At 73.1% G+C, this 15,112-nt stretch carries 11 protein-coding genes; 6 read left to right on the top strand and 5 right to left on the bottom strand.

Annotation, left to right across the window (positions count from 1 at the left end; all coding sequences use genetic code 11):
- Positions 1 to 16: 16 nt before the first annotated feature.
- Positions 17 to 559 (top strand): DinB family protein, encoded by a 543-nt coding sequence (locus AQJ64_RS32280; RefSeq protein WP_055634983.1) that lies wholly within the window; start codon positions 17 to 19, stop codon positions 557 to 559.
- Here AQJ64_RS32280 and AQJ64_RS32275 read toward each other — a convergent pair.
- Both AQJ64_RS32275 and AQJ64_RS32270 read right to left on the bottom strand, forming a co-directional pair.
- Positions 519 to 2,000, bottom strand: coding sequence for an alpha-amylase family protein (locus AQJ64_RS32275; protein WP_055634963.1), 1,482 nt, complete (start codon positions 1,998 to 2,000; stop codon positions 519 to 521). The two genes, AQJ64_RS32280 and AQJ64_RS32275, sit on opposite strands and share 41 nt — an antisense overlap.
- Positions 1,997 to 4,693: an MGH1-like glycoside hydrolase domain-containing protein gene (locus AQJ64_RS32270; RefSeq protein WP_055634962.1), complete on the bottom strand. Its 2,697-nt coding sequence runs from the start codon at positions 4,691 to 4,693 to the stop codon at positions 1,997 to 1,999. Before AQJ64_RS32270 ends, AQJ64_RS32275 begins: the two co-directional genes overlap by 4 nt.
- Positions 4,694 to 4,913: 220 nt before the next feature.
- Here AQJ64_RS32270 and AQJ64_RS32265 point away from each other — a divergent pair, with 220 nt between their 5' ends.
- From AQJ64_RS32265 to AQJ64_RS32250, 4 genes are all read left to right on the top strand, one after another.
- Complete coding sequence (locus AQJ64_RS32265; protein WP_055634961.1) at positions 4,914 to 6,302, top strand: hypothetical protein; 1,389 nt, start codon at positions 4,914 to 4,916, stop codon at positions 6,300 to 6,302.
- Between the two features lie 107 nt (positions 6,303 to 6,409).
- Complete coding sequence (locus AQJ64_RS32260; protein WP_055634960.1) at positions 6,410 to 7,660, top strand: AAA family ATPase; 1,251 nt, start codon at positions 6,410 to 6,412, stop codon at positions 7,658 to 7,660.
- Between the two features lie 14 nt (positions 7,661 to 7,674).
- Positions 7,675 to 8,940 carry a vWA domain-containing protein gene (locus AQJ64_RS32255; protein WP_055634959.1) on the top strand — a complete coding sequence of 422 codons (1,266 nt, stop codon included), beginning with the start codon at positions 7,675 to 7,677 and terminating at the stop codon, positions 8,938 to 8,940.
- 65 nt (positions 8,941 to 9,005) lie between these two features.
- Complete coding sequence (locus tag AQJ64_RS32250; protein ID WP_055634982.1) at positions 9,006 to 9,227, top strand: hypothetical protein; 222 nt, start codon at positions 9,006 to 9,008, stop codon at positions 9,225 to 9,227.
- A gap of 16 nt (positions 9,228 to 9,243) precedes the next feature.
- On the opposite strand, the gene AQJ64_RS32245 is transcribed toward AQJ64_RS32250, so the two are convergent.
- Both AQJ64_RS32245 and AQJ64_RS32240 read right to left on the bottom strand, forming a co-directional pair.
- Positions 9,244 to 10,881, bottom strand: a complete 1,638-nt coding sequence (locus AQJ64_RS32245) for a thiamine pyrophosphate-binding protein (protein WP_055634958.1) — start codon at positions 10,879 to 10,881, stop codon at positions 9,244 to 9,246.
- Positions 10,878 to 11,663 (bottom strand): cyclase family protein, encoded by a 786-nt coding sequence (locus AQJ64_RS32240; protein ID WP_055634957.1) that lies wholly within the window; start codon positions 11,661 to 11,663, stop codon positions 10,878 to 10,880. The genes AQJ64_RS32245 and AQJ64_RS32240 overlap by 4 nt, the downstream gene beginning before the upstream one ends.
- Positions 11,664 to 12,065: 402 nt before the next feature.
- Here AQJ64_RS32240 and AQJ64_RS32235 point away from each other — a divergent pair, with 402 nt between their 5' ends.
- Positions 12,066 to 13,874 carry a glycoside hydrolase family 15 protein gene (locus AQJ64_RS32235; RefSeq protein WP_055636699.1) on the top strand — a complete coding sequence of 603 codons (1,809 nt, stop codon included), beginning with the start codon at positions 12,066 to 12,068 and terminating at the stop codon, positions 13,872 to 13,874.
- 54 nt (positions 13,875 to 13,928) lie between these two features.
- Here the strand turns inward: AQJ64_RS32235 and AQJ64_RS32230 are convergent, their stop codons facing one another.
- On the bottom strand, positions 13,929 to 15,092 hold the full coding sequence (locus AQJ64_RS32230) for a substrate-binding domain-containing protein (protein WP_059203220.1): 1,164 nt from the start codon (positions 15,090 to 15,092) through the stop codon (positions 13,929 to 13,931).
- Positions 15,093 to 15,112 lie beyond the last annotated feature (20 nt).

Below are 15,112 nucleotides of genomic sequence, written 5' to 3'. Positions count from 1 at the left end.
ACGGGAGAAGAGGACCATGACCGACTCCACCGCCACCCCCGCCCAGCCCGTCACCGGCGAGCGCGCCGACCTGCTGAAGGAGCTGGCCCAGGCGCGGCACTTCCTTCGTTTCACCACCCGCGAGCTCACCGACGAGCAGGCCGGGCAGCGGCCCACGGCCAGCGAACTCTGTCTGGGCGGGCTGATCAAGCACGTGACCTCGACCGAGCGCGGCTGGGCGGACTTCATCGTCGAGGGTCCGTCCGCGCTGGGCGACTTCGACGCGATGACCGAGGCGGACTTCGCCCGGCGGGCCGACGAGTTCCGGATGCTGCCGGGCGAGACGCTGGCGGGCGTGCTGAAGGAGTACGAGGAGGTGGCCCGCCGTACGGACGAGCTGGTCGTCTCCCTGCCCAGCCTGGACGCGGACCACCCGCTGCCGAAGGCGCCGTGGTTCGAGCCGGGCGCGCGCCGGTCCGCCCGTCGAGTCCTGATCCACATCATCGCCGAGACCGCCCAGCACGCCGGTCACGCCGACATCATCCGGGAGTCCCTGGACGGGGCGAAGAGCATGGGCTGACCTCGAAGAGGTGGGCCTGCCAGGGCTCCAGGGCGACGAAGAGGCCCGGGTCGGTCAGTTCGTCGCCTTCGCGGTCGTACGACTGCCCGGTGAGCAGGTCGGTCAGGCGGTGGGCGTGTCCGCGCATCCCGTCCCAGGACAGGGGGATCCTCGCCTGGGACGGGCGGTCGCAGTGGTTGACGACGACGAGGTGGCGGGCGTCCGGGGCCGTCCAGGTCCAGGCGAGCAGCCGGGTGTGGGTGTCGTTGTCGGGCCAGCCGGTCGGGGTGAGCTGGCGCCACTCGCCCCGGCGGACGCCGGCCGCGGCCGGGAGCAGTCGGCCGTAGAAGTCCCGTAGCGAGGCGTCGGCCGGTTCCTCCGGGGCGCGGCGCAGGAACACCGGGAGCCGGACCCCGCGGGCCTCGAACTGGCCCTCGTACCAGAGGGTGGCGCCGGGCAGGGTCGCGACGGTCACGGCCGCCGCGCGTTGCCGGTCGCCGGGCAGGGCGGTGGCGGCGCGGGGCTCGTCGTGGTTCTCCAGGAAGCGGACGAGGCCCCGCTGGTAGGTGAGGTCAGCGCCCAGATGGGCGCGCACGGCACCGACGTCCTCGTGGACGAGGCGGTCGTAGAGGCGTTTGTCGTAGCAGTGGTCGAAGCCCTGCTGCTGGAGGGACCATTCGAGGTCCCAGTAGGCCTCCGCGACAAGAAGGAGGTCGGGGTGGCGGGCGCGTACGCGCGGCAGGACGTACGACCAGAAGTCCTCGGCGGGCGCGGGTCCCGCCTTCTCCCCCCAGGTCTTGGCGAACACGTCGTTCGTCATCAGCATCGCCATGTCGCAGCGCACGCCGTCCGCCTGGTCCCCGACGGACACCAGGGTGTCGACCGTCGCATCGCGCAACTCCTCGCTGAACGCGTTGAGTTGGACGACGTCAGGCCAGGGCGGGAAGTACGGGTCGCGGCCCCGGGCGAAGACGCGGCCCGCCGCCTCCAGATATCCGCCGGGGTCACGGGCGAGGTCGTCGGCGGTGCCCCGGATCAGGCGTTCGGGGTGCGTGCTGAGCCAGGGGTGGTCGGGGGCCACATGGTTGGGGACGTGGTCGAGGATCAACCGCAGTCCCCGGGCGGCAAGTTGGGCGCGGGCGGCGGCCAGACCGCCGGGGCCCCCGAGGGACGGGTCGACGACGTAGTCGCGGACGCAGTACGGGGATCCGGCGATGTCCGCCTCGGTGAGGTCGGGCAGGGCCTCGCGGAACGACCTCAGCAGGTTCTCGTCGCGCAGCGCGATCCGCAGTCCGGCCGGGCTGCGTTCCCAGACGCCCATCAGCCAGACCGTGTCGACGCCGGGCCGGGCGACCTCGTCCCAGATCTCGCCGGGCACCTCGCCCAGCGTGACCCGGCGGCCGAGACGACGGCTCAGACCCTCCAGCCAGACAAGGGTGTTGATCTCGTGGATCACGGTCACGACAGGGGCTCCTCACGATCGCCCGGCGAGGGTTCGAGCGCCTCCCGGCCGCCCCGCTGCCAGTCGTCGGCGTCGAGGGTGTGGAACAGGGTGGCGAGCGCGGCGACGAGTCCGGTCCAGCCCGTCTGGTGGGAGGCGCCGAGGCCGGCGCCGTCGTCGCCGTGGAAGTACTCGTGGAACAGGATCAGGTCCTTCCAGTGCGGGTCCTTGGCGAACTTGGCCTGGGCGCCGTGCACGGGGCGCCGGCCGTCTGCGTCGCGCAGGAAGGTGGCGGTGAGCCGGTCGGAGATCTCGCGGGCGACCTCGTAGAGGTTCAGCCGCCGGCCGGATCCGGTCGGGCACTCCACGGTGAAGGCGGGGCCGTGGCAGACGTGCAGGTTCAGCAGGGCGCGGATGATCAGGACGTTGATCGGGAACCACACCGGGCCGCGCCAGTTGGAGTTGCCGCCGAACATGCCGGAGTCGGACTCGGCGGGCAGATAGCCGACGCCGTATGTCTGCCCGTGCACCTCGAAGGTGTAGGGGTGCTCGGCGTGGTGGCGGGAGAGGGAGCGGATGCCGTACGGGCCGAGGAACTCGTCCTCGTCGAGCATCCGGGCCAGGACGCGGCGCAGCCGGTCCTCGCCGAACAGCGCGAACAGGTAGCGGCCGTCGGTTCCGGCCCCGAGGTCGTGCCGCTCGACGACGGCCTCCACGGCCGGGTGCCGTCGGATGAACTCCTTGGCGCCTTCGACGAGTTCGGGGAAGGCGCGATCGGCCCGGCCGCCGATGACGCTGGTCGCCGCCAGCGGTATCAAGCCGACCAGGGACCGCACCTTCAACGGGGTGGCGCTGCCGTCGGGCAGGCGCAGGACGTCGTAGAAGAAGCCGTCCTCCTCGTCCCAGAGGCTGGCGTTGTCCCGGCCCATGCGGTTCATGGCGACGGCGATCCACGCGAAGTGCTCGAAGAGCATCTGCGCCTGTTCGACGTAGACCGGGTTGTCGACGGCGAGTTCGATGGCGATGTCGAGGAGGTTCTGGCAGTAGAGCGCCATCCAGGCGGTGCCGTCGGCCTGGTCGAGGTGGCCGCCGGTGGGCAGGGGCGCGCTGCGGTCGAAGACACCGATGTTGTCGAGGCCGAGGAAGCCGCCCTGGAAGACGTTGTTGCCGTCGGTGTCCTTGCGGTTGAGCCACCAGGTGAAGTTCTTCATCAGCTTCTGGAAGGCGTTCTCCAGGAAGGCGCGGTCGCCGCGGCCGGTGCGGTGCTTCTCCAGCTCGTAAACGAAGAGGACGGCCCAGGCGTGCACAGGCGGGTTGACGTCCCCGAAGTTCCATTCGTACGCCGGGATCTGGCCGTTGGGGTGCAGACAGAGGCGGCGCAGCAGCACTTCCAGCTGGTCCTTGGCGAAGGAGATGTCGACCATGGCGAGGGCGAGGGTGTGGAAGGCGAGGTCCCAGGCCGCGAACCACGGGTACTCCCAGGTGTCCGGCATCGACATGATCTCGTCGTTGACCATGTGGTACCAGCCGCTGTTGCGGATCCGGGGGTCGGCGGCGAGGGGATCGACACCGTGCTCGGCGAGCCAGCGCTCGACATCCAGGTGGTAGTACTGCTTGGACCACAGCATCCCGGCGAGCGCCTGGCGGACCATACGGCGTTCGTCGTCGCCCATGCCCTCGGGGGTCAGGGCATCGTAGAAGGCGTCGGCCTCGGTGCGGCGAAGGTCCATGACCTGGGTGAAGTCCGCCCAGGGAGCGGACAGTTCGGTGTCGGTCAGACGCAGGCGGATGGTGGTGCTCTCGCCGCCGGGGACGGTCAGGACGTGGTGGACGGCGGCCTTGGTGCCGGTGCGGGCCGGGTTGACGGCGGTGGTCTCGCCGTGGACGACGCGGCGGCCGATGCCGTCCTTGACGTACGGGGTGGTGTTCGGGCTGCCGAAGATCCGCTCGTTGTCGGTCTCGTTGTCGGTGAAGAGCGGTTCGCCGCCCTGGTGGTGGAGCCAGCGCGGGCCCAGTTCCCCGTGGTCGGCGCGGACGGCGCCGTCGGTGGCGCGCAGCGCGGGGACGGCGGTGCCGCCGGCCCAGGACCAGGTGTGCCGGAACCAGAGGGTCGGCAGCAGATGCAGGGGGGCCTCGTCGGGGCCCCGGTTGTGCGCGGTGATCTCGACGAGCAGATCCTCCGGGCCCGCCTTGGCGTACTCGACGACGACGTCGAAGTAGCGGTCCTCGTCGAAGACGCCGGTGTCGAGGAGCTCGTACTCGGCGTCGCGGCGGCCGCGTGCCCGGTTGGTGTCGACGAGGTCGGCGTAGGGGAAGGCGTTCTGCGGATACTTGTAGAGGTACTTCATGTACGAGTGGGTGGGCGTGTTGTCGAGGTGGAACCAGTACTCCTTGACGTCCTCGCCGTGGTTGCCCTCGGCGTTGGTCAGGCCGAACATCCGTTCCTTGAGGATGGGGTCGCGGCCGTTCCACAGGGCCAGGGCGAAGCACAGCCGCTGCTTGTCGTCGCTGACGCCCGCGATGCCGTCCTCGCCCCAGCGGTAGGCGCGGGAGCGGGCCTGGTCATGGGTGAAGTACGACCACGCGTCGCCGTCCGTGCTGTAGTCCTCGCGGACCGTCCCCCACTGCCGCTCGCTCAGGTACGGGCCCCAGCGCCGCCAGGGGGCCGCACCGGCGTCGGCCTCCGCGAGCCGCTGCCGCTCGGCGTCGGTCATCGTCCGTCCTCCTCACGAACCGGCACAGGTCTCCACAGTCGGGCGTATCGGACCGGTCCGCAATGACATGGAGCGCCCGGGGTGCGTGCCGTGCGCCGAACGGCTGACGCGGGCCGCGGAAAACCGTGTGACAGACAGCGGCGGGCATTCCTATGATCACCGCGATGACTACTCCTTCTGTTCGCAGATGGGGGGACCCGTCCGCGCAAGGTGAGTGCTGATGCTCACTCAGACCGCGAACGGGGATTCCCGGCTTTCCTTCTGGCGGCGCGTGCGCGAGTTCGCCGTCCCGCCCTCCATGATCGAGACGGCGACCGCCCGCCGGCTGACCGGTGACTGGGCGGGGGCCTGTGCCGCCGCGGGCATCGACGTCGACCTCTCCCTGCGTTCCGTGGCACGGGCCCATGGCCGTCCGCTGGCCGCCCGGGTCCGGGCGGACCTGCGCCGGCTGGCTCCCGACCTGCTGCGCTGGCACATGCCGAGGATCGCGCCGGACGGACTGCTCCGCCCGGCGCTGACCCTCTCGCTGGCCCGGTACGCCCCCGAGGGACCCGGCGGTGGGCGCCCGGTGCATCTCGTGGTGCGGACGGCACCCGCCTGGGCGGACGCCGGGCAGCGGATGAGCCTCGCCCTGTGGGACGGTTCCCGTCCGGGGGACCGTGCCTGGCACCATCCGCATCCCTGCCCCGACCGGCGCTTCCGGCTGGACCTGCACCGGCACCTGTGGGATGCGGAGCGGGCCGGTGAGCTGTTGGCTCGCGTGCTGGGCGAGGGACCGGAGCCCGGTGTGGACCCCGCGCTGGTACCGCCCGAGTTCGGCTGTGCCGTGGGCCGTTGGGCCGACGAGGCACGGCTGCTGCTCGCCGCCGAGGGACGGCCGGGCGGGACCGGCACGGTGCTCGTACGGCTCGGCGGGCGGCGTCGGCTGGCCCTGGAACCGGCTGCCCGCGGGGACGGCGACGGGCCGGCCGCGCTGCGGATCACCGCGGCGCCCACCGGCGGCGGGGTCTGCGCGCTGCCGGTCCTGCCCGACGCGGCCACCTGGACCCTCCCCGACCTGGAGCTGCTGCGCACCGGTGCGATCGACGCCGGGATGCTGCATCCCCTGGTCGCCGCAGCGCTCGTACCGGGCCGTTCACCGGGGTGTCCGCCGAGGAGCGACGATCCGGCGGGGCGGGCGCGGCTCGTGGAGTGCCGGGGCGCCCGGCATCGCATCGGGCTCGTCGACGGCGTGCTGGCCGCGCTCGACCACGACCCGGACGAGATCCGGCGGGAGGAGCTGCTGGCCGCGCTGACCGGCACGCCCCTGCCCTGTCTCCAGGCCATCGACCGGGCGCACCGGCACCCCGACTGTCTCGACGGCGTCCGCGAGCGCCTGGTCCACGGTGACATCGCCGGTGCGCTGGCCGTGGTGGAGGGCCTGCTGGGCCCCGCGGCGCTGCTGCGGGACGGCGCGTTGCGGGACGCCCTGGAGGAGGCCGCGCACCGGCGGATCACCTACGGGCTGTTCCGGGCGGGTCTCACGGGCCCCGGGCCCACCCGGGTCCGCCCGCAGGACCGGCGTCCCCGTCACCTGCGTTCACATCCGCGCCACACCACCGCTCGCTGACCGAAGACCTCCGCTGCCCTTCGCCGCCCCCGAGACACCCCTGTCGTCTCTCACTCGGCTCACCCCGATCTCACTCGGCTCACCCCGACCAAAAGGTGATCACACTCATGCCCCTCAGCACCCCCTTCGCCGTAGCCTCCGCCGACCCGGCCGACGGCTCCCGACTCGACGTGGCCGGAGACCTGCTGGCCCTGTTGCGCGCCGCCGGCACCGAACCGCGCCCCGACATCCAGCTGGAGGCCCTGACGCTCGCCGTGGCGGCCGATCTGCCCGTGCTGCTGTGGGGCGAGCCGGGGATCGGCAAGACCGCCGCCCTGACCCAGCTCGCCGCATCCCTGGACCTGCCGCTGACCACGGTCATCGCGAGCGTGCACGAACCCTCCGACTTCTCCGGGCTGCCCGTCGTCGGGGACGACCCCGCCGAGCAGGGCGTCCCGCTGGCCCCGCCGGACTGGGCGGTGCGGCTGGTGCGGGCCGGCCGGGGCCTGCTGTTCCTCGACGAGCTGTCCACCGCCCCGCCGGCCGTCCAGGCCGCACTGCTCCGTCTGGTGCTGGAGCGGCGGATCGGCGCCCTGCGACTGCCGCCCGGCGTGCGGATCGTGGCCGCCGCCAACCCCCGGTCCTCCGCGGCCGACGGCTGGGAGCTGAGCCCTCCGCTGGCCAACCGGTTCGTCCACCTCCCGTGGCAGCACGACCACGAGGTCGTCGTACGGGGCCTCGGCGGGACCTGGCCACGGGCCACCCTGCCCCGACTCGATCCGGAGAAGCTGCCGCAGGCCGTGGCGTACGCGCGCCGGGCGGTGTGCGCGTTCCTCACCGCGCGCCCGCCGCTGGTGCACCGGCTGCCCAGTGGCGAGACGCGCCGGGGCGGACCGTGGCCGTCGCCCCGGAGCTGGGAGATGACCCTGTGTCTGCTCGCCTTCGTGACGGCGGCCGGTTCCTCGCGGGACGTGCTCTCCCTGCTGGTCCGGGGCACGGTGGGGGACGGTCCGGGGCTGGAGCTGCTGGCGAGCCTGGACCGGCTGGACCTCCCGGACCCCGAGACGCTGCTCGCCGACCCGGCGGGCGCCGAACTGCCCGAGCGCGGGGATCTGCGGCAGGCCGTGCTCGACGGGGTGGTGGCCGCCGTCCGGGAACGCCCGGACAAGTCCCGCTGGGACGCGGCCTGGGCCCTGCTCGTGCGGGCGGTGGAGACGGGCGCGCCGGATCTGGTGGTGGTCCCCGCGACGAGCCTCGCCGCCCTGCGCTGCCAGGAGTGGCAGGTGCCGGCCTCGATCGAACAGCTCGCCGGGGTCGTCTCGCTGGCGCAGCGGGCGGACCGGGCGGCGGCGCGGGCGGCAGCCTCGGCGAAGGCATGAGGGAGGCGCGGCCGATGAAGGACGTGGACACAGACGTGGACACCTGTGCGGACACACCGACGCCCCTGGACCGCGACAAGCTCTTCACCGCCCGGCTGCACGCCGCACGGGCCCGTCCCTACCTGGCGACGGCGCTGTTCGCCCTGCACGTCGTCGAGTCCCGGCGGGTGCCGACGATGGGCGTCGACAAGCACTGGCGGTGCTATGTGTCGCCCGCGTTCGTGGCGCGGATGCCGGTGGAGGAGCTGGCGGCGGTCTGGGTGCACGAGGTGTCGCACCTGCTGCGCGACCACCACGGGCGCAGCGACCGGGTGGCCCGGGAACGCGGTCTGAGCGGCCCCGGGGACCGGCTGCGGATGAACATCGCGGCGGACTGCGAGATCAACGACGACGCCTACGGCGACGGCCTGGTCCGGCCCGCGGGCGCTGTCGGCCCGCAGTTCCTGGGGTTGCCCGAGGGCAAGCTGATGGAGGACTACCTGCGCTGCTTCACCCTGGGGGCCCGCACTCAGGACCTGGCCTGGCTGGACTGCGGCAGCGGCGCCGACGGGCTGGCGCGGGAGTGGGACCTCGGCCCCGACGGCGCGCACGGGCTGAGCGAGCAGGAACGCGACGCCGTCCGGTTCCGGGTGGCGCAGGGCATCAGGGGCCGTCCGGGGAACGCGCCCGAGCAGTGGCGGCGGTGGGCCGAGGAGGCGTTCCATCCGCCGCAGCCCTGGCGGGAGTTGCTGGGTGCGGCGGTCCGCTCGGCCGCATCGGGCGCGGGCGGGGGCGAGGACTACTCGTACGGGCGGCCGTCGCGGCGCTCGGCCGGGGTGCCCGGTGTCGTCCTGCCGAGCCTGCGGCGGCGGCCGCCCCAGGTGTCCGTGATCATCGACACCTCCGGGTCGGTCAGCGACGCCGAACTGGGCAGTGCGCTGCTGGAGGTCGCCGCGATCTGCCGTGCCGTGGGCGGGCGGCGGGACCTGGTCACCGTGCTGCCCTGCGACGCGGACGCCCCGTTCGCGCACTCGCTGTGCCGGGGCGAGGGGATTGCGCTGATGGGCGGCGGGGGTACGGATCTGCGCACGGGCTTCGCGAGGGCGCTGCGGACGCCGCCCCGGCCCGATGTCGTCGTGGTGCTGACGGACGGTCAGACGCCGTGGCCACGGGCGCGCCCGGCGTGCCGTACGGTCGTGGGTCTCTTCTCCCGGCCCGGGGGCGGTTCCTGGCGGGAGAACAACCCCGACCACGTGCCGGACACACCGCCCGACTGGGCGAGGGTGGTGGACATCGGATGAACAGCGACGGGCCGTTGACGCGGGAGGCTCACCGGTTCGCACCGGCCGCTTCTACAGTGCGGGGCATGGAGATCAGATGCTCGCAGTGCCAGGGGTTCGAGCTGGAGCCGGGGTTCGTCGAGGACTCCGGTGACCACTCCCGGGGCTACGCACGGTGGATTCCCGGGCCGCTCCAGCGCGGGATCTTCGGCGGGGCCAAGCGCCTCGGCCGGCCCCGCTTCCAGATAGACGCCTACCGCTGCCGTGCCTGCGGTCATCTGGAGTTGTTCGCTCCGCACCAGGTGTGACGCGGAGCACGAGCGCTCAGTGCCCGCGGAACGCCTCCTCCAGCCACCAGGCTCCCCGGTCCTTCACCACCTTCGCGTCGACCAGCAGTGGCGCGGACCGGGGCCCGGCCAGCCATTCCCGCACCGCCCCGAGATCCGCCGGGGTGCGCACGGTCACGGCCTCGAAGCCGTACCCCCGGGCCAGGGCGGCGAGGTCCGTCTCGGGGAACTCGACCGTTTGGAGGGGATGTCCGCCGGGCCCGAAGTGGTGCACCTCGGCTCCGTAGCCGTCGTCGTCGTACACGACGACCACCATCGGCAGCCCGAGCCTGCGGACCGTGTCGAGGTCGGCGGCGCCCATCAGGGCGCCGCCGTCGCCGAGCGCGGCCACCGGCAGCCGGTCCGGGCGGGCCAGGGCGGCGCCGATCGCGGTCGCGAGGCCCAGGCCGACCGACTGGAAGGCCTGGGTGAAGCAGACGCCGTTCTCGTCCGGCACCGACAGGTACGCCATCGGGTAGCCCATGAAGTTGCCGGAGTCCACGCCGATCACCCGCTCCGCCGGCAGGATGTCGTCGAGCGCGACGGTCAGGGTGCGCGGGTCGATGCGCCCGGCCCCGGAGGTGTCCTCGTACGGCACGTCCCGTCGGCGTCCCCGGGCGGCGAGGGCTTCGGCGATGTCGGGGGTGCGCAGGCCCTGCTGCTTCCCGTCGGCCGCCGCCCGTACCCGGCGTGCGGTGCGTGTGACGTCGCCGGTGACGCCGAGCCGCAGCTCCTGGTGCGCGCCGAGGGCCGTCGGGTCGTCGTCCACCTGGACGACGGCCGTGCCGGCGCCGACCAGGGTGCCGTGCCGCATCGTCCACATGTTCAGTGCGCAGCCCCAGCCGACGATCAGGTCGGCGGAGGCGATCAGTTCGGACGCGAGGGGGGAGGAGAAGCCCCCGGACACGCCGAGCGACCACGGGTTGCCGTGGAAGAGGCCGTGGGCGACGGCGGAGGTCGCCAGCAGGGCGCCGTGGCACTCGGCCAGGGCCTCCAGGGCGTCCCCGGCCCCGTCGGCGCGGGCGCCCCGGCCCGCCACGAAGACCGGCCGGCGGGCCGCCGCCAGCAGCCCCGCCAGCGCGTCCACGTCCGCCCGGGTGGGTTCGACCGGTTCCCGGGCCGGCGGCGGGACGGCCCGGGGCACCTCACCGGGCACCTCCAGGGCCTGGAGCGCGAGGGGGAGGTTGAGCAGCACGGTGCGCCGTTCGTGCAGGGCGTACCGAAGCGCCTCCAGGGCCTGCGCCACCGCCTCCTCGGCCGAGGAGATCCGCATCGGCACCGCGCCCACGGCACGCATCAGCGCGTCCTGGTCGATGTGGAAGTTGGAGCGCGGCTCGGTCACCTCGGCCGCCAGCACGAGCAGCGGGGTACGGCTCTTGGCGGCCTCGGTGATCCCCGTCAGGGCGTTCGTCAGTCCGGGCCCCTGATGGACGCTCAGCGCGGCCACGGTGGCGCCGACCCGGGTGTACGCGTCGGCCATCGTCGCCGCGCCGCCCTCGTGACGTGCGGCGACGAACCGCGCCCCGGCGGCCGTCATCGCGTTGGTGAGATGGAAGTTGCCCGATCCGACCACGCCGAAGACCTGGCCGATCCCGGCCGCGACCAGCGCCCGCCCCACGGCCTCGGCGACCTTCACGGCCGCTCCACCAGGGCCAGCACCCTCGCGGGCGCCCCGGACCCGGTGACGATGGGCAGCGGCCCGGCGAGGACCACGCTCCCGGTGGGCGGCAGCGCGGCGAGGTTGCGCAACTGGGTCAGTCCGTACTTGTCGCTGCCCATGAGGTAGGAGTGGCAGGGGAAGGCCGGGTCGAAGGAATGCCCGCGCCCGGCGTCGGTGCCCACGGTCTCCACGCCGAGGCCGATCACCGGTGACTCCTGTGCGACCCAGCGGGCGCAGTCCGGGGACAGTCCAGGGGTGTGCGGGCCGTCCTCGTCGGCGTTGAGGAACGCCTCCTGGGAGTCCGCGCGGGCGTCCCAGCCGGTGCGCAGCAGCAGCCAGCCGCCCTCGGGCAGCGGCCCGTGCACGGCCTCCCAGGCCTTCACGTGCTCGACCTCCACCAGGAAGTCGGGGTCCTCGGCCGCCTCGGCGGTGAAGTCCAGGACGGCGGCCGGGGCGAGAAGCCGGCCCGCGGGCACGGAGGCCACGTCGGCGAGGTCCTGGCCGGTCACCCAGTGGTTCGGGGCGTCGAAGTGAGTGCCGGTGTGCTCGCCGCTGCGGAAGTTGTTCCAGTACCAGGCCGGTCCCCGGTCGTCGTACCTGCTGATCTCCTCCAGCTCGAACACCGCGGTCTGGCCGAACGCGGGCGGCAGCCGGATCACCGGGGTGGCGGACGACAGCGGCGCGGTCAGGTCGACGACATCGATCGACCCGCCGCGCAGCCCTGCCACCAGTGCGGCGAGGACGGACGGCTGGGACATGGTGCCTCCTGGGGAACGCGGAACCACCGCGGCACTCGCGGCTCAACTCACAGCATGGCACCCTGATGTGACGCCCATTCAGAGAGCGACACGCGGGGGACGTCCTGTTCGCCGGGGGGACGGCCGCGGGCGCGGCGGCGGTGTGCGTGGTGGGGGTGTGCGCGGTGGGGGTGTGCGCGGTGGGGGTGCTGAGGTTGACCGGCCGCTCCTGCGAGGACAGCGGCGAGGACACGGCCGGGCCGACGACCACGGCAAGCACATGATCGGGGAAGTGGTCCTGCGGGGCGACGGCACCGTCCGCGGATCCTGCCCTGACGACTGGGACGGGCTGCCGAGGACGTGACGGCCGATCCCGCCTAGGCTGGAACCCTCGCCAGCGCGGGTCGGGCCAGGGAGGCTGTCATGACCGATGCCGACCGCTATCTGCCGATCGCCGAGCACGGGCTGATCGGCGATCTGCGCAGCGTGGCCCTGGTGGGGACGGACGGCACGATCGACTGGTACTGCTGTCCCGCCTTCGACTCGCCGAGCGTCTTCGGCTCGATCCTGGACGCCGGGCGCGGCGGCTCGTTCGAGCTGGCGGCGGCGGTGCCCGCCCGCACGAAGCAGTTCTACTTCCCCGACACCAACGTCCTGATCACCCGCTTCTTCACCGGGGACGGGGTGGGCGAGGTGCAGGACTTCATGCCGGTGACCGGCGGGTCCGCCGAGGCCGAGCGGCACCGGCTGATCCGGCGGGTGGTGTGCGTGCGCGGCGCGCTGCCGTTCCGTACCCGGGTGGCGCCCCGGTTCGACTACGGCGCCAGTGCGCACACCGTGCGCCTGGTCGAGGGCCTGGCGCTCTTCGAGTCCGAGAAGCTGGCCCTCTCCCTCACCTCGACGGTGCCCCTGGAGTGCGACGGGCCGGACGTGCGGGCGGACTTCAAGCTGTCCGAGGGCGAGTCGGCGGTGTTCGCCCTCGACCAGGTCGGCGGCGAGCTGAACCCGCGGCGGTGCGCGCGCACGGAGGCCGAGGAGCAGTTCGCGGCGACGGTGACGTACTGGCGGCGCTGGCTGTCCGCCTCCCGGTACCGGGGACGCTGGCGGGAGATGGTGCACCGCTCCGCGCTCACGCTGAAGCTGCTCACCTACGCGCCCACGGGGGCGATCGTCGCCGCGCCGACCACGAGCCTGCCCGAGCAGCTGGGCGGCGAGCGCAACTGGGACTACCGCTACGTCTGGGTGCGCGACGCCGCGTTCTGCGTGTACGCCCTGCTGCGGCTGGGGTTCTCGGACGAGGCCGGGGCGTTCATGGAGTTCGTGACCCGGCACATCACCCCGGGCGACGGCAAGCCCTCCGGGCCGCTGCAGATCATGTACGGCATCGACGGACGCACGGATCTGTCCGAGACCGAACTCACGCATCTGGAGGGCCATCAGGGCTCGGCCCCGGTGCGGGTCGGCAACGCCGCCGCGGACCAGCTCCAGCTCGACATCTACGGCGCGCTGATCGACTCGGTCTATCTGTACGACAAGTGGGCGCGGCCGGTCTCCAGCGACCAGTGGGACGATGTGTGCGCCCTGGTCGACTGGGTGTGCGCCCACTGGGACCAGCCGGACGAGGGCGTCTGGGAGACCCGGGGCGGCCGCAAGAACTTCCTGTACTCGCGGCTGATGTGCTGGGTGGCGATCGAGCGGGCGATCCGGATGGCGAACCGGCGCGGGCTGCCCGCCGACCTGCCCCGCTGGCAGGAGTGCCGCGACGCGATCTACCGGCGCATCCACACCCGCGGCTGGTCGGAGGCGAGGCAGGCGTTCGTGCAGCACGAGGACGGGGACGTGCTGGACGCGGCGGTGCTGATGATGCCGCTGACCAAGTTCATCGCGCCGACCGACCCCAAGTGGCTGTCGACGCTGGACGCGCTCACCGAGGACCTGGTCTCCGACTCCCTGGTGTACCGCTACGACCCGCGGGCCAGCCCCGACGGGCTGCGCGGTGACGAGGGCACGTTCTCCATCTGCTCGTTCTGGTACGTCGAGGCGCTGGTGCACGCCGGGCGGGTGGACGAGGCACGGCTGGCGTTCGAGAAGATGCTGACGTACGCCAACCATCTGGGCCTGTTCGCCGAGGAGATCAGCCAGACGGGTGAGCAGCAGGGGAACTTCCCGCAGGCGTTCACCCATCTGGCGCTGATCAGCGCGGCCTTCAACCTGGACCGGGCGCTCGGCTGACGTACGGGCGTCGCAGGGGCGCCGTAGGGGCGCTGCAGGGCGCCGTGCGGTCCGTCATCTGCCCCAGATGGTCCGGTACGCCTGCCGGTAGCCGGCCGGGTCCCAGCTCGTCGTACCGGCGCTGTTGTCGGCCGTGGAGATGTGCACGGGGGCCGTGTAGCCGCTGGCGGGTGTCCCGGAGAACGCGCGGTTGAACTCGTCGATGATCTGCCAGCCCTGCAGGGACAGCGGTTCGGGCACGGTGGCGGCCTGGTACTGCCGGCTGTTGATGCGCTGGAAGGCGGAGGGGTCGCCGTCGCCCGCGCCGATGTTGTACGGCGGCCCGGAGCCGTTCTTCCCGGCCGCGCGGAAGGCGGGGGCCGCGTCGGCGAAGTACAGGTCGTTGATGGCGACGGAGTGGGTCCACCGGGCGCCGAAGCGGGCGAGGAGGGAGGAGATCTCGCGGGGGGTGCGGCTACCGGCGTCCGGGATCGGGATGTTGGGGTAGGCGAGGAGCTTCACGCCCGGACAGGTGGCGAGTTCCTTCTTGATCAGCTCGGACTTGTTCTTGGCGAAGGGGATCGAGGCGTCGGTGATCAGGACGACCCCGGCGCGGCCCTGGGAGTGGGCGATGACCCAGCGGGCGCTGATCTCGGCCACCTCCTCGACGCGGGTGGTGACATTGGTGAACAGCTCGGGCCGGCGGCTGGGGCCGGGGGCCGCGAGGGCGTGCCAGCCGACGAGCGGGATGCCGGCCCGGTTGGCCTGTGCCACCTGTCCCGAGGTCGCGTTGGGGTCGAAGCCGCCGATGACGATGCCGGAGGGTTTGAGGGCCACGGCCTCGCTCATCGCCGTCTGGAGGCCGGCGGGGGTGCCGCCGCCGTCGATGACCCGGACGTTCCAGCCGATGACCCGCGCGGCCTCCCGTACGCCTTTCGCGACACCCGCGACTCCGGGGTTGGTCATGGTCTGGGCGACGTAGACGAGGGTCTTGCGGGGCACGGCTCCCGGTCCGGTGGTCGGCCCGTCCCAGGGGACGTCGGTCTGCTCGGCCCGCAGGACCGACGCCTGGGCCGTGGCGTGGACGGCGGGGCAGCCGTTGGGGCCGGTGGGGGTCTCCCCCGCGGTGTCCGAGGAGCCTCGCCGGCAGCCGGCGAGGACGGTGACCGCCGCCAGCAGGGCACAGGCGCCGGCCCGGGCGGTACGGGCGCCGGGGGTGGCTCTGCGGTTGCCGTGCACGAGGGCTCCTCGTGAGGGGA

Source organism: Streptomyces griseoruber (genome assembly GCF_001514205.1).
Taxonomy (GTDB): Bacteria; Actinomycetota; Actinomycetes; order Streptomycetales; family Streptomycetaceae; genus Streptomyces; species Streptomyces griseoruber.
Note: the sequence above shows the minus strand (reverse complement) of the source record. Positions and strands in the feature narration are given on the sequence as shown.

Coding starts and splice junctions, on each gene's coding strand:
- AQJ64_RS32265 (WP_055634961.1), top strand. CDS start 4,914: ATGCTCACTCAGACCGCGAACGGGGATTCCCGGCTTTCCTTCTGGCGG.
- AQJ64_RS32240 (WP_055634957.1), bottom strand. CDS start 11,663: ATGTCCCAGCCGTCCGTCCTCGCCGCACTGGTGGCAGGGCTGCGCGGC.
- AQJ64_RS32250 (WP_055634982.1), top strand. CDS start 9,006: ATGGAGATCAGATGCTCGCAGTGCCAGGGGTTCGAGCTGGAGCCGGGG.
- AQJ64_RS32260 (WP_055634960.1), top strand. CDS start 6,410: ATGCCCCTCAGCACCCCCTTCGCCGTAGCCTCCGCCGACCCGGCCGAC.
- AQJ64_RS32235 (WP_055636699.1), top strand. CDS start 12,066: ATGACCGATGCCGACCGCTATCTGCCGATCGCCGAGCACGGGCTGATC.
- AQJ64_RS32270 (WP_055634962.1), bottom strand. CDS start 4,693: ATGACCGACGCCGAGCGGCAGCGGCTCGCGGAGGCCGACGCCGGTGCG.
- AQJ64_RS32255 (WP_055634959.1), top strand. CDS start 7,675: ATGAAGGACGTGGACACAGACGTGGACACCTGTGCGGACACACCGACG.
- AQJ64_RS32280 (WP_055634983.1), top strand. CDS start 17: ATGACCGACTCCACCGCCACCCCCGCCCAGCCCGTCACCGGCGAGCGC.